Genomic DNA, 21398 nt, shown 5'->3' with positions numbered 1-21398 from the left:
AACAGTCGTGATGTGGTGTAAGGTCTCGCTTCCAAAGCGCGTCCCGCAACCTTGCGGGACGCTTTATTTCGGGGAAACGCTCTGTCTGGGCCTCGCACGGACGGCCGTGAGCCAGGCCAGGATGATCCGGCGATGAATCTGACTCAATATCTCAAGCCGGCCGGAACCGTGCTGTTCGTCGCCGTGCTCGGCGTCGGCTATTATCTGTTCGAGCATCGGCATCGCCCCGAAGCGAAGGAGACGCCGGGCGAGGCGCTCGTCATCGTGACGAAGTCCACCAACGCCTGCTTCTCCGACCTGGTGCGGGTGACCGGCTTCTTCGTGCCGCGCCGCGAGGCGGTGGTCGTTGCCGACCAGGAAGGCTCAAGAGTCACCGACCTCCTGGTCACCGAGGGCGCCATTGTCGCCGACAACCAGGAGCTGGCGCGCCTGACTGCGCCGCCGCAGATCCCGGGCCAGCCGCAGCGACCCGGCCCGCAAGGCCCGATCTCGTTGAGAGCACCTGCTCCGGGTCTCATCACCGAGGTCCGCACCATCGTCGGCGCGCCGGCCTCGCCGCAGGCTGGTCCGATGTTCCGCATCGCCGTCAACAACGAGATCGAGCTCGACGCCCAGGTGCCGGCGGTGCACATGTCCAAGCTCAGTTCCGGCGCGACCGTGCGCATCAGCCGCGACGACGCGCCCGATCTGATCGGACGCGTCCGGCTGGTCGCGCCCGAAATCGACCGCACGACCCAGCTCGGGCGCGTCCGCATCAGCGTCACCAACAATCCATCGCTCAAGGTCGGCGTGTTCGCCCGCGCCTCGATCGACGCCAAGCGCAGCTGCGGCGTTTCCATCCCCAAGACCGCGATCGACCATCTCATGGTGCAGGTCGTCAAAGGCAATGTCGTCGAGACGCGCAAGGTGCGGGTCGGACTGTCGTCCGACACCTCGACGGAAATCCTGGAAGGCCTCGAGGTCGGGGAAATCGTCGTGGCCGACGCCGGCTCTTCGCTCCATGATGGCGACCAGATCAAGACCATGTTCGCCGATGAACTCGATCGCACGCGGGTACGCTGATGGCTCTCAATATCTCGGCATGGTCAATTCGTCATCCGCTGCCGTCTGTCGTCTTTTCGATCATCCTTCTGGTTCTCGGCTGGACCTCCTTCACCAAGCTTGCAGTGACGCGGCTGCCCTCGGCCGACATCCCCGTGATCTCGGTTGCGGTCTCGCAGTTTGGCGCAGCACCAGCCGAGCTCGAATCCCAGGTCACCAAGACGGTTGAAGACGCGGTCTCCGGCGTCGAGGGCGTCAGGCACATCACCTCCTCGATCACCGACGGCCTGTCGGTCACCACGATCCAGTTCGCGCTCGAGACCAACACCGACCGCGCGCTCAACGACGTCAAGGACGCGGTGACGCGCGTGCGCTCCAACCTGCCGCAGAACGTCACCGAGCCGCTGATCCAGCGCGTCGACGTCATCGGCCTGCCGATCGTCACCTATGCCGCGATCTCGCCCGGCAAGACGCCGGAGCAGCTCTCCTATTTCGTCGACGACGTGGTCAAGCGCGCGCTGCAGGGCGTCCGCGGTGTCGCCCAGGTCGAGCGCATCGGCGGTGTCGAGCGCGAGATCCTGGTCTCGCTCGATCCCGATCGCTTGCAGGCCATGGGTCTGACTGCCGTCAATGTCAGCCAGAGCCTGCGCGGCACCAATGTCGACGTCGCCGGCGGACGCGCCGAGATCGGCAAGAACGACCAGGCGATCCGCACGCTCGCGGGCGCCAAGACGCTGGGCGATCTCGCCGGCACCATGATCCCGCTGTTCGGCGGCGGCGAGGTCCGGCTCGACGATCTCGGTACCGTCACCGACACCATCGCCGACCGCCGCACCTTCGCCCGCTTCAATGGCGAGCCGGTGGTCGCGCTCGGCATCAAGCGTTCCAAGGGCGCCAGCGACGTGAAGGTCGCCGAAGCCGTGCAGAAGCGCATCGACGCGCTCAAGGCGGCCTATCCCGATGTCGATCTGAAGGTGATCGACACCTCGGTCGAATACACCAACGGCAATTACCACGCGGCGATCTCGACCCTGTTCGAAGGCGCCATCCTCGCCGTCGTCATCGTGCTGCTGTTCCTGCGCGACCTGCGCGCCACCATCATCGCCGCGATCTCGCTGCCGCTGTCGATCTTCCCGGCGTTCTGGGCGATGGACCTGCTCGGCTTCTCGCTGAACCTCGTCAGCTTTCTCGCCATCACGCTGTCGACCGGCATTCTCGTCGACGATGCCATCGTCGAGATCGAGAACATCGTCCGGCACATGAACATGGGCAAATCGCCCTACCGTGCCGCGTTGGAGGCCGCCGACGAGATCGGCCTCGCGGTCATCGCGATCTCGCTGACCATCATCGCGATCTTCGCACCCGCGAGCTTCATGTCGGGCATTGCCGGGCAGTTCTTCAAGCAGTTCGGCATCACCGTCTCGGTGCAGGTGTTCTTCTCGCTGCTCGCGGCCCGCTTCGTCACCCCGGTTCTGGCAGCCTACTTCCTCAAGCACCATACGCATGTGGAACCGCCGCCCGGCCGCATATTGCGGTCCTATCATCGGATCGTGGGCTGGTCGGTGAAGCACTATTTCATCACGGTGCTGATCGGCCTCGGCGTCTTCGCCGCCTCGATCTGGAGCATCACGCTGCTGCCGCAGGGCTTTCTGCCGGCGCAGGACAGCGCCCGCTCGCTGCTTGCCCTCGAGCTGCCGCCGGGCACCCAGCTCGCCTACACCGAAAAGGTCACCGAGGACATCGTCGCGCGCCTGCGCAAGCGGCCCGAGGTCAAGAGCATCTTCGTCGACGGCGGGCGCGTCCCGCCGGGGACCCAGGAAGTCCGGCGTGCCGCCCTGATCATCAACTACACGCCCAAGAACAGCCGCGACATCACCCAGCGCGAGCTTGAATTCTCGATCAGCCAGGAGCTGGAGAACGTTCCCGATATCCGTTTCTGGTTCCTGGACGAGAACGGCCTGCGCGCGATCTCGCTGGTGGTGACCGGTGTCGATCCCAACATCGTCAACAACGTCGCGAGCGAGCTTGCGACGCAGATGAAACGCATTCCCACCATCGCCAATGTGATCTCGGAGACCTCGCTGGAGCGTCCCGAGCTGCGTATCGAACCGCGCGCCGATCTCGCCGCACGGCTCGGCGTGTCCACCGAAAGCCTGTCGCAGACCATCCGTGTCGCCACCATCGGCGACGTCGGCCCTGCGCTCGCCAAATTTGACGTCGGCGATCGCCTGGTACCGATCCGGGTGCAGCTCGAGGATGCCGCGCGCGGCAATCTGAAGACGCTCGAACAGTTGCGCGTGCCGCTTGGCGAGCGCGGCGAGAAGGGCGGCGTGCCGCTCTCGGTTATCGCCGATGTCAAGCTCGACCAGGGTCCGACCAGCATCAACCGCTACGACCGCGAGCGGCAGGCGACCGTCGCGGCCGACCTCGTCGGCTCCGCCGCGCTCGGCGATGCCACCAAGAAGATCTACGACCTGCCGGTCATGAAGACCCTGCCGAAGGGCGTGAAGGTCTCGCCCTCCGGCGACGCGGAAAGCCTGAACGAATTGTCGGACGGCTTCGCGACCGCGATCACGGCGGGATTGATGATGGTCTACGCCGTGCTGGTGCTGCTGTTCGGCACCTTCCTGCAGCCGATCACCATCCTGTTCTCGCTGCCGCTCTCGATCGGCGGCGCCATCGCAGCGCTGCTCGTCACCGGCAAGCAGCTCACCACGCCGGTGTGGATCGGCATCCTGATGCTGATGGGTATCGTCACCAAGAACGCGATCATGCTGGTGGAATTCGCGATCGAAGCCATTCGCGCCGGCAAGCCGCGCGAGGAAGCCATGATCGACGCCGGCATGAAGCGCGCCCGGCCGATCGTGATGACCACGATCGCGATGGCCGCCGGCATGATACCGAGCGCTCTCGCGGTCGGCGCCGGCGGCGAATTCCGCTCGCCGATGGCGCTCGCGGTGATCGGCGGCCTGATCTTCTCGACCATCCTGTCGCTGGTGTTCGTGCCCGCGATGTTCATGGTGATGGACGATTTCGGCGCCCTGATCTGGCGCTTCGCCAAGCGGCTGATCGTGCACAGCGAGGACGCCGAGACGGACGATCATCATGGAACGGCACCAGCGGAGGCGCCCCGCGTGCCGAAGAACTTCGTGCACCCGGCGGCGGAGTAGGACCGCGCGTCTCAAACGGACGACGCCGCCGGTTGGGTGTGCGATGATGAGTGCGCGGCGAGCAGGAAGATCGGACGCCGCGAGCAGCCGTCGCCCCTACTCGTTCCGCGCGATCGCGGTCAGCTTGCTCATGTTCCGCAGCAGGATGCGGCCGCGCTGGAGATCGAGGATCGCCTCCTTGCGCCAGGCCTGAAGCTGGCGGTTGACGCTCTCGCGGGCGGCGCCGACGAAGACGCCGAGCTGCTCCTGCGAGATGTGGACCTCGGAGCCGAAATCGGCGGCGAGCGCGCAGAGCCGCCGCGCCAGGCGAACCGGCAGCGGCTGCAGCATGGATTCCTCCATGCGCTCGCTCTGCCAGCGGATGCGCTGGCACAGCAGTGCGATGATCTTGATCGCGACCTTTGGCTCGCGCTCGAGGAAGCCGAGGAAGTCTTCGCGTCGCAGCACGAACAATTCGCTGGTCTCGCCCGCAGTGGCATCCGCCGTGCGGCTCTGGCCGTCCAGCACCGCGACCTCGCCGAACAGGTCGCCGGGCCCCATGAAATTCAGCGTCAGCCGGCTGCCGTCGGAGGCGCCGGTCTCGATGCGGACCTGGCCGCGGCGCACGCCGAACAGCGCGTCCCCGGGATCGCCTTTCTGGAACAGCACCTCGCCGTTCCCCAGATGCTGGGTGTGACAGAGATTGGACAACCGCTGGAGCTCGTCTGCGCCGAGATCGGCGAACATCGGGTTCATCTTCAGGATGACCGCAAATTCGGCCTGCTTGCTCATTTCAATGTCCTTGTGAACGTCACTGTTCCTGTCAAATCGCTTGAAACCATCAAACTTCAGGATCGCGTAAAACCGCGCCGGAGAAGTGTGTCATAAGTCACATAACTTTGCAGCACCCCCGGACTATTTTTACGCGCTTGGAGCCGCTTCCCGTCCGGGGATAAACTAAAGGCGCAAAGGACGGGTCATCTGCCGGTTCGACGCCGATCATCCGTCGTTGGAAAGTCGACATGAGAGCATTGAAATTCGCCGGCGGAGCTTTGGCCGCCGTCATCATCGTGATCGCACTCCTGCTGATGGTGGGAATCCCCTCGGGCTTCCTGACCGCCGCGATCGCCTCGCGCGTCGAGAGCGCGACCGGCTATCGCCTGTCGATCGACGGCACCACGAAGATCAGCCTGTGGCCGACGCTGAACGTCACCCTGAACGACCTCACGCTTGCCGACCCCAGGGATCGCAGCGGCATCACGCGCCTGACGGTCGACAGCGTGCAGGCCGAAATGTCGCTCGCAAGCATATGGTCCGGCCGCCCTGAGATCGGCGAACTCGTCGTCACCCATCCCGTGCTCTACCAGCCGCTGCTGCGTGAGCGCCTGCCGAGTGCCGGCGCCCCGTCGAAGCCGCTCGCGCTCGATACCAATGGCGCCACCATCGACCGCATCAAGGTGATCGACGGCGAAGTTGCATTCTCGCGCCTGCGCGATCGTGTCGAGGGCCGCATCAGCGCCATCAACGCCGACGCGACCGTCGACCACGACCGCAAGGTCAATATCACCGGCACCGCGCGCGTCGGCGATCATCCGACCAAGTTCGACATCAAGGCGGCCGCGCCGGCATCGCCGGCCGAGCGGCCGACCGTTCCCGTGGATTTCGCCATCGACATGCCTGACGTGCTGAAGTCCCAGCTCACCGGACACGCCGAGATGCGGCTCAACCGCGATGTGGTGATGATCAACGGCGTGAACGGCCGGCTCGGCGACGGCGCATTCAACGGCTGGGCTTCGGTCGACATCGCGAGCAAGCCCCTGGTCAAGGTGGACCTCGATTTCCAGCGGCTCGCGATGCCGCTGGCGAAATCGCCGCAGGGCACGGCCGGACAGCCCTGGAGCGATGCGCCGATCAACGTGTCCGGGCTCAACTATGTCGACGCGCAGTTGCGGATCTCCGCGAACGAAGCCTTGATCGGCGATGCGCGCATCGCGCCGCTGGCGCTCGACGCCAAGCTCGCCGGCGGCGTGCTGAAGGCCGGCACCTCCAATCTCGGCGCCTATGGCGGCCAGGTCTCGGGCGAGGTGATCCTGGATGCGACCAGCGGTGCGCCGAGCTTTGCCATGCATTCCGATCTCGTCGGCGTGCGCGCGCTGCCGCTGCTCCAGGGCCTTGCCGAATTCGACCGCATCGACGGCAAGCTGCAGGCCAAGCTCGCCCTGCGCAGCGCCGGCAACAGTCAGCGCGCGCTGATGGCGAACATGCAAGGTACGGCCTTCGTCAATTTCCAGGACGGCGCCATCCGTGGCATCAACGTCGCGCAGATGATCCGCTCGCTGACGGCAGGCACGCTGTCCGGCTGGCAGGCAAATCAGGACCCTGGCCAGGAACAGAGCACGGATCTGTCGCAGCTCTCGGCCTCCTTCCGCATCGACAAGGGCCAGGCGGTGACGACCGATCTCAATCTGATCGGACCGCTGGTGCGCGTGACCGGCGCCGGCACCATCGCGCTCGACACCAAGATGATGGGCTTTCGCGTCGAGCCGAAGCTCGTGATGACGACCGAAGGCCAGGGCCGCATCTCCGAGCCGGTCGGCTTCGGTATCCCCGTGATGATCCAGGGCAGCTGGTCGCAGCCGCGGATCTATCCTGATATGGCCGGCATGCTGGACAATCCGGACGCCGCCTATGCCAAGCTGCGCGAGATGGGCAAGGGTCTGTTCGGCCCCGACGGCGCCGGGCTCGGCAACATTCTGGGCAGCCTCGGGCTGGGTGGCGCCACCGCGCCAAGCGGCGGCAATGCCAATCCGCAAGCCCAGCAGCCGGGGCAGAACAATGTGCTCGGCGGCCCGCTGGGGGAGGCGATCGGCAATCTGATCCAGCAGGGGCTTTCCAGTGGCGCAGCAACCGGCACAGGCACCGCCTCCGGCCGCAGCCGCAGCGTGCCGGCAACGCCCTCCACGCCGGCGCCGCAGGCCTCGCCTGCGGCCCCCGCTCTGGAGGACCCGCCGCCGGCGCAGCAGGACAGTCAGCCAATGAACGACGTGCTGCGGCAGCTCTTCAATCGCTGACCGAAGGACTGGCGCGCTGGACGTCACGGGCAAATCCTTGCATCGGCTTCGACCCCTGCGGCTTCCTCCGAGCGGGATGAGGCTGCGGCAATTCCTCCCTTCCACCGGCCCGGAAGTCCACCGGGGGTAACCACACCGGCCGGTCCGCCGGCCCCGCCACGGCCCCATGGCCCAAATTGTGGTAGAACGGCCCGCAGCGCCGGCGTCGATGGCGGCGCAAGAGGATCGGGATGGCAGGAGCGAACGACAAGACACGATCTCTGCGCGGGGGCCTGTTCGCCAAATACGTCGTCTCCCTCGTCGGCCTCGTCGTGTTCGTCCTCGCCGTCAACGGGGCGATGGAGACCTGGATCTCCTATCGCGCCACCCGGACGTCGCTGACCGACGGGCTGGAGGACAAGGCCCAGGCGGCCGCCCGGCGAATCGAGCAGTCGATCTCCGAGCTCGACCGCCAGATCAGCTGGGTGACGCGGGCGAGCCAGGATACGCTGGAGAAGCGCCGCGCCGACTACGCGCAGCTGCTGCACCAGGTCTCCGACGTCAACCAGCTGTTCCAGCTCAACGGCGACGGCCGCGAGGTGTTGCGCGTCTCCCGGCAGTCGACCACGACCGGCGGCAATGCCGACCTCTCCCGCGACATGCGCTTCACCGACGCCGTCGCCCGCGGCGTCAGCTATGCGCCGGCCTGGTTCGCCGACCGGACGCCGATGATGTCGATCTCGGTGGCGCATTCCGGCTTCAACGCCGGCGTCACCGTGGCCGAGATCGATCTCAGCTTCCTCACCGATTTCCTGTCCGACGCCCAGGTCGGCAAGGCGGCCTTTGCCTATGTGGTCGATCCGCGCGGCCGGGTGCTGGCGACGTCCTCGAAAGGGCCCGAAATCGGCAAGGACCTCTCCAGGCTGCCGCAGGTCGCAGCCGCGATCGCGCCCGGCCACGAGCCCGACACGTCCGGCACCGACTTCAATGGTCATGCGGTGATGAGCGCCGCGAGCATCGTGCCGAAGCTCGGCTGGAGCGTGCTGTTCGAGCAGCCGACCACGCAGGCCCTGATGCCGATCCGCGACCAGCTGGTGCGCATCGTGCTGCTGATCGGCATGGGCCTGATGGTCGCGATCCTCGCCGGCACGCTGCTGGCGCGCCGCATGATCATCCCGATCACGGCGCTGCGCGACGGCGCACACAAGCTCGGCGAAGGCGATTTCAGCCACCGCATCGACGTGCACACCTCCGACGAGCTGGAGGACCTCGCCGGGCAGTTCAACCGCATGGCCGACCAGATCCAGGAGACCTATTCGAACCTGGAGACCAAGGTCGAGGAGCGCACCCGCGACCTCGCGCAGTCGATCCACGAGCTCAAGGTGCTGGAGGAGGTCGGCCGCGCTGTGGCCTCCTCGCTCGATCTCAACGCCGTGCTTGCGACGATCGCCGCCCGTGCGATCGAGATCACCCATGCCGACGCGGTGCTGATCTACGGCTTCGACGCCGAGGCGGGCCGCTTCAACCTGGTCGAGGCCAACGGCATCGACAAATCCGCCGACGGCGCGCATGTCACCATCGAGCAGGGCGAGAACATCCTGAGCGATGCCGCCGACAGCGGCGAGCCGATCGCACTAGCCGAGCTCGGCGAGGCCGCGGAGCAGCCGCTGCGCGAGGTCGCGCTCGCGGCCGGCTTCAACTCGGTGCTGGTGGTGCCGCTGATCGACCAGCAGGGCACGCTGGGCTCGCTGGTGGTGCTGCGCCGCGCCGGTGGCGAGTTCGCCGGCAGCGTCATCGGATTGATGCGCACCTTTGCCAACCAGGCGGTGCTGGCGATGCGCAATGCGCGGCTGTTCAGCGAGGTCGACCACAAGAGCCACGCGCTGGAGGCCGCGAACAAGACCGTGCGCGCCCAGGCGGACAAGCTGCGCGAGCAGACCGAGCAGCTCAAGGACTGGAACAAGTCGCTGGAGGCGCGCGTCAAGACCCAGCTCGGCGAGATCGAGCGCATCCGCAAGCTCGAGCGTTTCCTGGCGCCGCAGGTGGCGCAGCTGATCGCCTCCTCCGACAGCCCCGAGGGGCTGCTCACCAGCCAGCGCCGCGAGGTGACCGTGGTGTTCTGCGACCTGCGCGGCTTCACCGCGTTCACGGAAGCGACCGAGCCGGAAGAGGCGATGAACGTGCTGCGCGAATATCACGCCGCGCTCGGCAAGCTGATCTTCAAATACGAGGGCACGCTCGACAAATATGCCGGCGACGGCGTGATGATCCTGTTCAACGCGCCGATCCAGTTCGAGGACCATATCAGGCGCGCGGTGAAGATGGCGGTGGAGATGCGCGACACCATCGGCCCGCTGACCGAGCGCTGGCGCAACCGCGGGCATAGCCTGGGGTTCGGCATCGGCATCGCGCTCGGCTATGCCACGCTCGGCCAGGTCGGCTTCGAGCAGCGGCTGGAATATGCCGCGATCGGCAGCGTCACCAACCTCGCCTCCCGCCTCTGCGGCGAAGCCAAGCCCAACCAGATCGTGGTCAGCCGCCGCGTCTACGGCATGGTCGAGCCCTGGGTCGAGGCCCGCGCCCTCGATGATCTCCAGCTCAAGGGCTTCAATCACCCGGTGCTGGCGATGGAGATCCTGAGCTGGCGCGAGGAGGTGGAGAACGTGGTGGATGCGTCGGTCGCGCGGATGCGCGGGTAGCCGAAGCAAAAAGTGCGAAAACAACCCCATGCACAGTAGACGGGGTCTTAGGAATCAATGGGTTAGCGGGGCCTTTCCGCGGGTGCCAAAGCGTTTGACACGTCGGGCGAAAACAGCGGCAAGACGGTAGCATCCCCACGAACCACATCCCGCCTCCTCGCGACCAACCCTCGCCTCAACGGCGAGGCTGAACCCGGATGGAGCCGACCGTGGCATTTGCCCCGCCTTCGCGTGCTTATGATCTGCAGATGCTGGACCGTCCCGCCGACCGCGTGCGCGATCATGGCTGGGTCTTTGGGCTGCCGCCGGGCATCACGAGCGAACAATGGCCGCTCGATCCGGTCAGCGGCTATCCGCTGATGCACGGGTTCACGCTGTTGCTGCCGGAGGATTATCGCGTGCATGGCGAGGACATCGTCGCGGTGTCGTTCTTTGCCACCGCGCCAGATCACAACGACGGCGGCGCGCCCGATGATCCCGAGATTCGCGAGGCGGTGTTGGCGCGCATCTCCCATCCACACCTGTCGCGCATGACGGACATCCTCGACTACGAATATGCCGCGCTGCTGCTGACACGGGCCGAGTACGAGGACGCGTTCGCGACGCCGCCGGCACCGCTGGCGCTGGCGACGGCCGAGCGGCCGCGCTGGCTCGACGTCGGCGGGGCCAGCGCCTTCTTCGAGGCGGCGCCGCCTTACGCAAGGAAGATGTTCGCCGCTTCGCCGCGCGCGGATCTCGTCGAGAATCGCGCGATCGCCCTGTCGCCGCGCGCGAACGATCCCAACGCCGGCAAGGGCCCGCAGGACGAGCACGTGCGCGAGAAGACGCCGACCGGCTATCAGCCCTACTACTATTATGTCGGCGGCGTGCCCGGCCGCGACAATTTCCGCCTGCATGACTGGAGCAAGGATCACGCCCACAACCATCTCGGCGGCACGATGCGGCCCTGCCAGGCCGTGCCCGAGATGAGCCCGTTCTACATCGAGTTCGAGGAATATTTCGGCGGCTACAATTTTGGCGGCGGCAACGCCCAGCTCGACTTCAGGGATATGAAGTTCGACTGGGCTTGCGGGTGATCACGCCAGGCGTGCCGCTTCTTCTCCTGCTCAACCAAGAGGCGCCGATAAAATCGATTTTCGATTTTCTGTTGACCGCGGGGTGCCGCCTTGCAATCATCCCGCAATGGGTCCGCTTCAGTTCGACATGTCCGGAAACCCCGGCGATGGTCCGCGCAGCCTGACGTCGGCGCTGCATGAGCGGCTGCGCGCCGATATCCTGGCGACGCGCCTGCTGCCCGCCCAGAAGCTGCACATCGCCGGCCTCGCCAAGCAGTTTTCGGTGAGCCTTGCCGCCGTCCGCGAGGCTCTGTCGCGTCTCGTCGCCGACGGCCTCGTGCAGGCGTCAGACCAGCGCGGCTTCCGCGTGAGCCCGGTGTCGCTGGCCGATCTCGCCGACGTGACACAGACCCGGATCGACATCGAGGGCCTCGCGCTGCGCCGTTCGATCGAGCGGGGCGATGACGCCTGGCTCGCGTCGGTGAAGTCGACCTGGGCGGATCTGAAGGCCGTCCCCTATCACTACCCCGATGATCCGACCGTGCACTACGAGGAATGGGTGATCCGTCACCGCATTTTCCACCGTGCGCTCGTCAACGCCTGCGGCTCGCCATGGCTGCTCGGCTTCCGCGACGTGTTGCACGAGCAGAGTGAGAGATATCGCCGTCTTTCGATCCGACGCGAGCTCGGTGGCAAGCCGCGCGACGTCGAGGCCGAACACGAGGCGATTGTCGCTGCCGTGATGAAACGCGACGCGGACGCGGCAGTTCGCGCCTTGTCGAAGCATTTCGGCATCACCAAGGAGTTTGTCGAGCTCGCCGCCTCGCGCATTGCGGAGGTGAGCCGCACGACCTGACGATCCCTAGAAATTCGGCACAAAAAAAGAGAGACCGGGAGGAAACAATGAAGATCAATCGCCGTCACGCGTTCATGTCGCTCGTTGCCGCCGCAATTTTCGCCGGCCCCGCGAGCGCCGCCGACACCATTCGCGTCGGCCTGCCCACGAAAACTTACTGGCCGACGACGATCGCCGAGACGGCCGTGCGGCAAAAGCTGTTCGAGAAGGAAGGCATCCAGGCCGAGCTGACCATCTATCGCAGCGGCGCGGAGACGTTCGAAGGCATGGCTGCGGGCGCAGCCGACATCATCCTCGATCCGCCCTCGCTGGTTTCCGCCGGGCGCAAGAAGGGCGTGATGTCGCGCATCGTCGCCAACGCCGCAATGGGCAATTTCGGCTGGCAGTTGATGGTGCCGGCCAAATCGACGCTCGACGTCAAGGACCTCAACGGCAAGAAGGTCGCGATCACCGCGGCCGGCTCAGGCTCGGACCTGCTTGCGCTGTGGACCATCCAGGACAAGAAGATCGACTTCACGCGCGTCCCCGTCGGCGGCGGCGGCCTGGTGCCGAATCTGCTGGCCGGCAATGTCGAGGCCGCCGTGGTCTATTCGCCGCTGAGCTTCCAGATCTCGAAGTCCGGCGAAGCCAAGACCATCCTCGACTACGCGACCGCGGTTCCGCCGAACCTGACCGCGGGCTGGATCGTGCTCGACAAATTCGCCGAGGCCAAGCCTCAGCTGGTGCAGAAGGCCGTGAACGCTCTCTACGGCGCGGTCGCGTTCATGCGCGCCAATCGCGACGTCACCATCAAGCTGATCGCCGAGCTCTACGAGATGCCGCCGGAGATCGCCGGCCTCGAATACGACAACACAATCATGAAGCTCGAGACCAGCGGCGACATGGGCGCAGCCAACGTGAGCGCCGCCGTGCAGCTCTCGCTCGACCTCGCCAAGCTCGGCGGGCTCAAGGACATCGTGCCGGTCGAGGACGTGATCTCGACCAGGTTCAAGCCCGTCCCGACCAAGTAGTTGGCGATGCAGAGCACGCTTGCCATCAACCTTGCGCGGCTCGCGATTATCGTCGCGATCCTGGCGCTGTGGGAGGTGCTGTCGCGCACCGGCATCGTCAATCCGCGCCTGCTGCCGTCGGCGTCCGACACGTTCGTGACGCTCGGCGATCTCCTGCAGCGCGCGGCCGTGCAGAAGGACCTGATGGTGACCGCGACCGAGGTGCTGGCCGCGTTCGCGCTGGCCGTCCCCTTTGGCGCGGTGATCGGCTTTCTGGTCGCGGAGAACCGCTACTTCGCCGATGTCGCCAAGCCGCTGCTGTTCTTCGCCTTCAGCATCCCGAAATCGATCTTCCTGCCGATGTTCATCCTCGTGTTCGGCGTCGGCTTTGCCCAGAAGGTCGGCTTCGGCTTCTTCTCCACGATCTTCATCGTGATCATGTCGACCACGACGGCGGTTGAGTCGGTCAAGGTCGAGCATCTGACGGTGGCGCGCTCCTACGGCGCCACGCCGATGCAGACGGCGTTCCGCGTCTACCTGCCGAGCATGCTGCCGGTGCTGCTGGAGGCGTTGCGGATCTCCATGATCTTCAACCTGACCGGCGTGATCCTCGCCGAGATGTACGCCTCACGCGACGGCATCGGCCATCAGATCGCGACCTGGGGCGAGAATTTCCAGATGAAGCAGCTCCTCGCCGGCGTCGTGATGGTCGCCGCGATCGCCATGATCTTCAACGAACTTGTCAGATGGGTGGAAACGCGATGCAGCCATTGGCGAACGTGACCCCGTTGAAGCCCGCCGCGCGCGCCGGCGCGATCGAGGTGAAGAATGTCGGCCAGGTGTTCAAGACCCGGTCGCAGGACGTCGTCGCGCTGGAGGACGTCTCGCTCGACATCAAGCCCGGCCGCTTCGTCGTGCTGGTCGGCCCCAGCGGCTGCGGCAAGTCGACCCTTTTGATGATGATGGCGGGACTGCGTCAGCAGACCGCGGGCACCATCACGATCAGCGGCGCGCCGATCCTGCAGCCCGACCCCGACAGGGTCGGCGTGGTGTTCCAGGAGGCGAGCCTGTTTCCATGGCTGACGGCGGAGGACAATGTCGAGTTTCCGCTGGCGTTGCGGGGTGTCCCCAAGGCCGAACGGCGAGCCAAGGCGCAGGATGCGTTGAAGCTGGTCGGGCTCGAAGGCTTCGGCAAACGTCATCCGCACGAGCTCTCGGGCGGCATGAAGCAGCGCGTCTCGATCGCGCGCGGGCTGGTGCAGGACCCGCCGGTGCTGCTGATGGACGAGCCGTTCGCAGCGCTCGACGAACAGACGCGCATGACCATGGGCGACGAGCTGCTGCGCATCTGGGCCGCGACCGGCAAGACGGTCGTGTTCGTCACGCACAGCCTGACCGAAGCCGTCTATCTCGCCGACGAGGTGATCGTCATGTCGGCACGGCCCGGCCGCATCGTGGACCATCTCCAGGTCCAGCTGCCGCGGCCGCGCACCTACGAGATGCTGAGCGGCGATGCCTTCGGGAGCTTGCGCGACCGCATCTGGCGGCACATCCGCAAATCGGCGTGAGGCTGAGATGAGTGCCAGGATAAGCGCGAAGACGCTGCGATATCTGATCGTGATCGGCCTGATCGCGCTGTGGGAGCTGTTGCCGCGCGCCGGGCTCATCCCGGAACTGTTCCTGCCGTCGCTGTCGTCCACGTTGATGGCGGGATGGACAGACGCGGGTGAATACGGTCATGCGCTTGCCGTCACCCTCTACGAGGTCGTGGTCTCCATGGCGTTCGCCTGCGGCGGCGGCATCCTGCTCGGCGCCATCGTCGGCAGCCTGCCACGTCCGCGCGTGCTGATCATGCCGATGGTGTCGAGCCTCTATGCGGTGCCGCTTGTGATCCTCTATCCCGTCTTCACGGTGTGGCTCGGCATCGGCTCCGAATCCAAGATCGCATTCGCCTCGATCTACGGCTTCCTGCCGACGATGCTCGCGACCGCCGCCGGCATCCAGACCATCGATCCGCAACTCTTGCTCGCAGCCCGCAGCATGGGCGCGACGCTGAGCCAGCGGCTGGTCCGCGTCATCATCCCGGCGGCAATCCCGACGGTGCTGTCGGGTCTGCGCGTCGGCGGTGCGCTGGTCATCGTCGGCGTCGTGGTCTCGGAGATGTTGATCTCCTCGGCGGGCATCGGCTACCTGATCTCGCGCTACCGGACGATCCTCGACAGCCCGCACGTGTTCGCGGGCGTACTGCTCGTGCTGTTTCTTGCGATCGGCTTCAACGCCGTGATCCGGTGGATCGAGCGCAAGGCGGCGATCTGGCAGACCGGCACCCGCGCCGGTCAGGCCAACGACGACATCGCATCCAGCGCGATGCAGCCGGCGACCTGAGGTACTCGCGTGTACGACTTGACCCTGACATTCGACAACGGTCCCGACCCTGAGGTGACGCCGCGCGTGCTCGACATTCTCGGTGAGCGCGGGATCAAGACCACCTTCTTCGTCATCGGAGAGAAGCTTGCCGATCCCGAGCGGCGCAGACTTGCGGAGCGCGCGCACCGTGAGGGGCACTGGATCGGCAATCACACCTTTACGCATAGCATTCCGCTTGGTGAGCAATCGGGGCGCGATACCGCAGAGAACGAGATCGGCCGCACGCAGGACGCGATTGGCGATCTCGCACATCCGCAGCGCTGGTTCCGGCCGTTCGGTGGCGGCGGCAATCTCGACAAGCGGCTGCTCAAGCCCTCCGTCGTCGACTATCTCGCGCGCAAAAGACACAGCTGCGTGCTCTGGAATTCCATTCCGCGCGACTGGGACGATCCCGACGGCTGGACCGAGCGTGCCCTCGACCAGTGCAGCCGGCAGCCATGGACGCTGACGGTGCTGCACGATCTGCCGACCGGCGCCACGGATCATCTGGAGCGCTTCCTCGACCGCGCCGATGCCGCCGGCGCGTGCTTCCGCCAGAACTTCCCGCCGCAATGCGTTCCGATCCGCTGCGGCGAGATCGTCCTTCCGATCAACGACTATGTCTCCTGCATTGAAGAGAGTGTTTGACCGATGAAAGTTGCAAGCTTCACGATCGCCGGTACTGCGAGCTATGGCATCGTCACCGACAAAGGCGTCATCGATGCCGGCAAGCGCCTGAAGGCATATCCGACCTTGAAGGCGCTGCTCGCGAAGGGGTCGCTCGACGAGCTGAAGCAACTCGCCGGCGAGAAGACCGACTACGCGTTGCAGGACGTCGCGCTGCTGCCGACCATTCCCGATCCCGACAAGATCTTCTGCATCGGCGTCAACTACGCCACGCATCTGGCCGAGAGCGGCCATCCGACGCCGGCGCATCCGATGATCTTCACCCGTTTCGCCAACAGCCAGGTCGGCCACGGCCAGCCGATGATCCGGCCGCTGGAATCCGAACGTTTCGACTACGAGGGTGAAATGGCCGTCATCATCGGCAAGGCCGGCCGCCGCATCTCGCGTGAAGCCGCGCTCAGCCATGTCGCCGGCTATGCCTGCTACAATGACGGCAGCATCCGCGACTGGCAGCGCCACACCTCGCAATTCGCGCCGGGCAAGAATTTTGCCGGCACCGGCGGCTTCGGGCCCTGGATGGTCACGACCGACGAGTTGACCGATATCGCAAAGCAGACGCTGATCACCCGGCTCAACGGCGTCGAAGTGCAGAAGGCTCCGATCTCCGATCTCGTCTTCGACGTCCCGGCCCTGATCGCCTATTGCTCGACCTTCACGGAGCTCGTGCCCGGCGACGTGATCGTCACCGGCACGACCGGCGGCGTCGGCGCCTATCGCACGCCACCGTTGTGGATGAAGGGCGGCGACGTCGTCGAAATCGAGATCTCTGGCATCGGCATCCTGCGCAATCCCGTCAAGGACGAAGGATCGGCCGCGGCAACGCGCGCGGCCTGAACAGTCGCGCTCAACAACGACAAGCCACAACAAGAAGAAGAAGGAGAACCCCATGCCCATGCCGACGCACATCCTGCCGACCACCGTGGTCGGCAGCTATCCGCAGCCGGAATGGCTGGTGAACCGCGCCATGCTGTCGAAGGTGGTGCCGCGCACACGCCTGCACGACATGTGGCGGTTGCCGCCCGAACACCTGGAAGAAGCCCAGGACGACGCCACCATCGTCGCGATCCGCGACATGGAGCGCGCCGGCATCGATATCGTGACCGACGGCGAAATCCGCCGCGAGAGTTACTCCAATCGCTTCGCCACCGCGCTCGACGGCATCGACGGGGACAATCCCGCGATGATCGTGGCGCGCACCGGCAACACCCAGACGCCGGTGCCGCGCGTCGTCGGCCCCGTGAGGCGCAAAGGCCCGGTCGAGCTGCACGATATGCAGTTCCTGCGAAAGAACACGGAGCGTGCGGCGAAGATCACCCTTCCCGGACCATTCACGATGAGCCAGCAGGCCAAGAACGAGTACTATAAGGACGACGAGGAGCTCGCGATGGCTCTCGCCGAAGCCGTCAATGCCGAGGCGCTCGATCTGCAAAAGGCCGGCGCCGACGTGATCCAGCTCGACGAGCCTTGGGTGCGCAACAACCCGGAACTCGCCAAGCGCTACGCCGTCAAGGCGATCAATCGCGCGCTGCAAGGGATCACGGTGCCGACCGTGGTGCATCTCTGCTTTGGTTATGCTGCGGTCGTGCCGGGCTCGAACAAGCCGGCCGGCTATTCCTTCCTGGCCGAGCTCGACGACACCACCGCCGACCAGATTTCGATCGAGGCGGCGCAACCGAAGCTCGACCTCGGCGTGCTCAAGGACCTGTCGTCGAAGAAGATCATGCTCGGCGTGCTCGACCTCGCGGATCCCGCGATCGAGAGCGTCGATACCGTCGCCGAGCGCATCCGCAACGGGCTGAAATATGTCTCGCCGGATCGTCTCGTCCCGGCGCCGGATTGCGGCATGAAATACATGCCGCGTGCGACTGCGTTCGGGAAGCTGAAGGCCATGTGCGACGCAGCGGCGAAGGTTCGGCGGGAGGTCGGCTAAAGCGCGATGCGATGAGGATGAATCGTCATCGCGCTTTAGGTTGTTGTTTAAGCATGATCTTTTCGGAAAACCACTGCGCACTTTTCCGGATCATGCTTTAGCGACCTTCACGGGAGGCGTTGCGACTCCGGCCTCACGCCCCCCGCTTCGGCCCGATCGACTCGAACCCGGCCTTCTGCTCGTCGCTCAGATCCGCCTGGAAATCGTCGAGCGCATCGGTGACGTCGCCGACGGCTTGCAGCATCGTCTGCAGCCGCGCCTTCACGGCCGGGAGGCGGGCTTGCGGTGTCGCGGCGGGCTCTGTCGGGCAGGCGCTGAGCGTCTGCATGGTGCGCAGGGTGGTGTCCTGGAGCACCTCGAGGCGGGCGCGGGCCACCTCGTCGAGGTGGAGCGTGGAGGCAATGTCGTTGGCGGGCCATTGCTGCTGGACCAGCTGCTCGTATTGGCGCTGCGCCTTTTCGTCATAACGCGGATCGTAGTCGGGCCGGCAGGCGGCGGCCGCCTGCGCATCCTTGACCACATCCTTGGCCGCATCCTTCTGCGAATCCTTGGGCTGGCGGGACGCCAGCGCAGCGCGGCGATCGCTGGCGAGGGCATTGAGCCTGGCCTTCTGGTCGTCATTGAGGAGACCGGCGAATTTCGCCAGCGGCGCTTCGATTGCGTCGATCGCCTTGATCATGGCCTCGAGCCGCTCGCGCATCAGGCCGAGGCGCTCCGACGCAGTCGCGGGCGCCTGCTCCGGGCAGGCAGTGTGGATGGCCTCGCGCGCCCCATTCCAGGCGGATGCGAGCTCGTCGAGCGCAGTGCGCTGCAGCTCGTTCGGTGCCACGGCCGCGGCGATGCGGTCGACCGGCAGGCCGCCGGTGTCGCTGGCCTCGCAGAGCGTCTCCGCCGTCGGGACCCTTCGTCCACGCCGGCTTTGCGGCGCGGTGTAGGCGGCGAGCTCCGTCGCCGCATAGGGCGAGAAGATCGCGGCATAGATGTCGCCATAGCCATAGAACGAGAGGCTGGTGGTGTCGCCGAACATGATCGCGGTGGTGAGATCGTCATGCGCGAATGGCCAGAACACCGGGCCGACCCAGCCGTAGCTGCCGTCGGGATGGCGCCACCAGCCCTGCGGGCGCCGGCCGCCATGCCAGCCCGAGAGCGCAGCCTGCGCGGTGAGGGCCGCACGCAGGACATAGGGATTGGACAGCTGGCCGCGCTCGGCCCCGCGCAGATCTTGCGACCGCAGCGCAGCGGAGCGGTATCGGCTGCCGCGCACGGCCATGCGGGAGTGGCGCAGGCGCGACACGCCGAGCATGTGGCCGACCGCGAAACGTGCAACGCCAAGCGGACCGCCGCGCAATCCGAACTGCGCCTCCGCCTTGTTGGGCAGCAACACTGCCGCAATCACGAGGGTCGCGCCGGCCAGTGCCAGTCCCATGCGTCCCGACATGATCGCCGACCTGACCACCTCGGCCTCCTCCCAGCACCAAGCGCAATGCGTCGCAGCACAATGACGCGCGAGGGAACCGATTGTTCCGGAGGGACACAGGGCAAAGCGTCGCGGGCGACCGCGCCCTCTGCCCGCGACGGGCGACTTTCAAGACGCCCGCCTGGGCGGGGGAGGATGGAGCGTGCCGTCACTCCGCCTTTTGCGGCATCACGAAAGTCTGGCCGGGATAGATCAGATTGGGGTTGTTGATCTTGTCGCGGTTGGCCTTGAAGATCACCGCGTAACGGGCGCCGTCACCATAGGCGAGCCGGCTCAGAGCCCACAGACTGTCGCCACGGGCAATGACCCGGCTGCCGCCGGCCTGCGCCGGTGCGGCGGTGAGCACGTCTGCCGGCGAGGCCGATGCGACCGTGGTGTCCGCCGGCGCACGCGCGAGGACCTTGGGTTTCGGCGCGCCGGTCAATTTCGGCCGGGCCGCCTGCCTGTCAGGCGCTGAAGCCAGGCGCGGCGAGGCCGATGGCAGGGCGGCCACGACATCCGGCTTGTCGTCGGGCTTCTCGGCCTGCTTCGGCTCCTGTCCCGCATCTTGCTTCGCGGCCGGTGCGGGCCGCGCGGGCGGCGGCGCCGCCGCGGCGATGGTCACCGGCATGGTCCGGCCGGACTCCGTCACCGTGCCGTCCGGTGCCTTGGCCCGGAGCGTCAATTCATAGGAACCGGAGGGAAGCTGCGGCGGGGTCATGACGAACTGGCCCGAGGCGTCCGCGACCACACTATCGAGCGGCTTGCCGTCGCGCAGCAGCTCGACCCTTGCCCCCGGCGTGGCGCGGCCCGCAATCACCGCCGCCTCGCCGTGATCGTCGACGCGGGCGACGTCGAAACGAGGGCCGCTATCCGCAACCGCCGGCGGCGGCTTGACCGGCGCGAGATCGGCGAGCGCGGCCGTGACCTCGTTCTGAGTCTCGGCCAGCGCGCCCGCCTTCGGCCCGGGGGCCGGGGCCGGCGGCGCGCCGCCGGCGAGCTTTGGCTGTTCCGGCTTGAGCTGGACCTTGGCCTCAGCTTTGGGTTCGGCCTTGGGTTCGGCTTTGGCCTCCGGCTTGGCGGCGACGGCGGTCTTCGTCCCGTCCGGCAACAGGCGGCGCAGCTCGGTCGGGCCGATCACCAGTGCGGTGCCGGCCAGCGCGAGCAGACAGAGGGCAATGAGGACCTTGGATGCGGTGATCATCTGAAAAGGACCTTGGGTGGCAAATCAGCCGAGGCCGGCAAAGTGCGCCGATTTGGCTGCGGCAGCAAGACGGTCGATAGGATGATAAGCCTCCGTCCCGGCGCCCGGGATGAACCGGCGTCACCCCGCCGGCGTCCAAATCGTCGAGGCCGCAGCGCGGCATGTCTTCAAGGAATTTTCCCGTGGCCGTATTTCGCCGTCCCGCCCGATGGCTGGCGCTGGTCCTGACGGTGGCGGCTTCACCCGCACTCGCTGCCTCCGGCCCGCCGCCCGGCTTCACCCTGTCCGACAACACGGATCTCGCCTTCACCTCGCCCGACGGCGCCACCAGGATCGAGCAGTACGTGAAGGAGAGCGAGGATTTCAACGTCAGGTGGCAGGCCTGGGCTCGGCAGGGCGGAGAGATGACCGAGCTGAAGCCGGAGCAGACCTATCCGGCGGGCTTCCGTTTCACCGACGACTCGCGATGGCTGGTGCGGATGCAGAAGACCGGCTCCGGCGAGCAGGACCTCTATCTCTACCGTGTCGAGAAGGCAGCCGTCGTGAGTGCGACCAGCAAGTCGCTCAGCGATCTCGCCTGGGCCTATTTCCACAGCCGGTCCGACACGAAGAGGATGAAGCTCGACTCCCACATCTCGGCCAATCTCGTGAAAGGCACGGAGGATGGCTATCGCCGGCTCGGCGTCCGCTGGCCCAACAACCGCTATCTCGTGATCTCGCTGTCGGGCGAGATGGACAGGCATCCGAAGAACGTTGCGGTGAAGGGGCTCGCCGACTGGCGCTGCCGCTACGATCTCGAGACCGGCACTTTCGACGTGCCGTCGATATTCGCCAAGGCGAATGCGGAGGCGCTGCGATGGGAGATCAGGCGGTGAG

At 66.2% G+C, this 21398-nt stretch carries 17 protein-coding genes; 14 read left to right on the top strand and 3 right to left on the bottom strand.

Translation table 11 applies throughout. The features are described from left to right. Positions 1-132: 132 nt before the first annotated feature. Positions 133-1062: an efflux RND transporter periplasmic adaptor subunit gene (locus FJV43_RS19660; protein ID WP_035670616.1), complete on the top strand. Its 930-nt coding sequence runs from the start codon at positions 133-135 to the stop codon at positions 1060-1062. Beyond that, on the top strand, positions 1062-4211 hold the full coding sequence (locus tag FJV43_RS19655) for an efflux RND transporter permease subunit (protein WP_239620071.1): 3150 nt from the start codon (positions 1062-1064) through the stop codon (positions 4209-4211). The genes FJV43_RS19660 and FJV43_RS19655 overlap by 1 nt, the downstream gene beginning before the upstream one ends. 96 nt (positions 4212-4307) lie before the next feature. On the opposite strand, the gene FJV43_RS19650 is transcribed toward FJV43_RS19655, so the two are convergent. Further along, entirely contained in the window at positions 4308-4982 is a 675-nt protein-coding gene (locus FJV43_RS19650) for a Crp/Fnr family transcriptional regulator (protein ID WP_028178789.1), read from the bottom strand. 230 nt (positions 4983-5212) lie between these two features. Between FJV43_RS19650 and FJV43_RS19645 the strand changes: the two genes are divergently transcribed. From FJV43_RS19645 to FJV43_RS19595, 11 genes are all read left to right on the top strand, one after another. Then, positions 5213-7261 carry an AsmA family protein gene (locus tag FJV43_RS19645; RefSeq protein WP_239620069.1) on the top strand — a complete coding sequence of 683 codons (2049 nt, stop codon included), beginning with the start codon at positions 5213-5215 and terminating at the stop codon, positions 7259-7261. Positions 7262-7491: 230 nt separating this feature from the next. Next, positions 7492-9939 (top strand): adenylate/guanylate cyclase domain-containing protein, encoded by a 2448-nt coding sequence (locus tag FJV43_RS19640; RefSeq protein ID WP_239620068.1) that lies wholly within the window; start codon positions 7492-7494, stop codon positions 9937-9939. A 248-nt stretch (positions 9940-10187) separates the two neighbouring features. Then, complete coding sequence (locus tag FJV43_RS19635; RefSeq protein ID WP_239620066.1) at positions 10188-11015, top strand: hypothetical protein; 828 nt, start codon at positions 10188-10190, stop codon at positions 11013-11015. A gap of 106 nt (positions 11016-11121) precedes the next feature. Next, positions 11122-11850 carry a GntR family transcriptional regulator gene (locus FJV43_RS19630; RefSeq protein ID WP_239620065.1) on the top strand — a complete coding sequence of 243 codons (729 nt, stop codon included), beginning with the start codon at positions 11122-11124 and terminating at the stop codon, positions 11848-11850. A gap of 47 nt (positions 11851-11897) precedes the next feature. Further along, positions 11898-12860, top strand: coding sequence for an ABC transporter substrate-binding protein (locus tag FJV43_RS19625; protein ID WP_239620063.1), 963 nt, complete (start codon positions 11898-11900; stop codon positions 12858-12860). A 6-nt stretch (positions 12861-12866) separates the two neighbouring features. Then, positions 12867-13622: an ABC transporter permease gene (locus tag FJV43_RS19620; RefSeq protein ID WP_239620062.1), complete on the top strand. Its 756-nt coding sequence runs from the start codon at positions 12867-12869 to the stop codon at positions 13620-13622. Further along, positions 13601-14407: an ABC transporter ATP-binding protein gene (locus FJV43_RS19615; RefSeq protein WP_239620060.1), complete on the top strand. Its 807-nt coding sequence runs from the start codon at positions 13601-13603 to the stop codon at positions 14405-14407. The genes FJV43_RS19620 and FJV43_RS19615 overlap by 22 nt, the downstream gene beginning before the upstream one ends. A gap of 7 nt (positions 14408-14414) precedes the next feature. Beyond that, a complete protein-coding gene (locus FJV43_RS19610; protein ID WP_239620059.1) occupies positions 14415-15224 on the top strand; it encodes an ABC transporter permease in 810 nt (269 codons plus the stop codon). A 9-nt stretch (positions 15225-15233) separates the two neighbouring features. Then, positions 15234-15893, top strand: a complete 660-nt coding sequence (locus tag FJV43_RS19605; protein WP_239620058.1) for a polysaccharide deacetylase family protein — start codon at positions 15234-15236, stop codon at positions 15891-15893. Between the two features lie 3 nt (positions 15894-15896). Continuing rightward, positions 15897-16766, top strand: a complete 870-nt coding sequence (locus FJV43_RS19600) for a fumarylacetoacetate hydrolase family protein (RefSeq protein ID WP_239620056.1) — start codon at positions 15897-15899, stop codon at positions 16764-16766. A gap of 52 nt (positions 16767-16818) precedes the next feature. Continuing rightward, positions 16819-17862, top strand: coding sequence for a uroporphyrinogen decarboxylase family protein (locus FJV43_RS19595; protein ID WP_239620055.1), 1044 nt, complete (start codon positions 16819-16821; stop codon positions 17860-17862). 133 nt (positions 17863-17995) lie between these two features. On the opposite strand, the gene FJV43_RS19590 is transcribed toward FJV43_RS19595, so the two are convergent. Both FJV43_RS19590 and FJV43_RS19585 read right to left on the bottom strand, forming a co-directional pair. Next, a complete protein-coding gene (locus FJV43_RS19590) occupies positions 17996-19300 on the bottom strand; it encodes a Spy/CpxP family protein refolding chaperone (protein WP_239629509.1) in 1305 nt (434 codons plus the stop codon). A gap of 187 nt (positions 19301-19487) precedes the next feature. Beyond that, the gene (locus FJV43_RS19585; RefSeq protein WP_239620053.1) at positions 19488-20522 is read right to left on the bottom strand and encodes a LysM peptidoglycan-binding domain-containing protein; all 1035 of its coding nucleotides are present in this window, start codon (positions 20520-20522) and stop codon (positions 19488-19490) included. A gap of 182 nt (positions 20523-20704) precedes the next feature. Here FJV43_RS19585 and FJV43_RS19580 point away from each other — a divergent pair, with 182 nt between their 5' ends. After that, positions 20705-21397: a hypothetical protein gene (locus FJV43_RS19580; RefSeq protein WP_239620051.1), complete on the top strand. Its 693-nt coding sequence runs from the start codon at positions 20705-20707 to the stop codon at positions 21395-21397. Position 21398 lies beyond the last annotated feature (1 nt).

Origin of the sequence: Bradyrhizobium sp. I71 (assembly GCF_022354745.1) — a bacterium.
Lineage (GTDB): Bacteria > Pseudomonadota > Alphaproteobacteria > Rhizobiales > Xanthobacteraceae > Bradyrhizobium > Bradyrhizobium liaoningense.
Note: the sequence above shows the minus strand (reverse complement) of the source record. Positions and strands in the feature narration are given on the sequence as shown.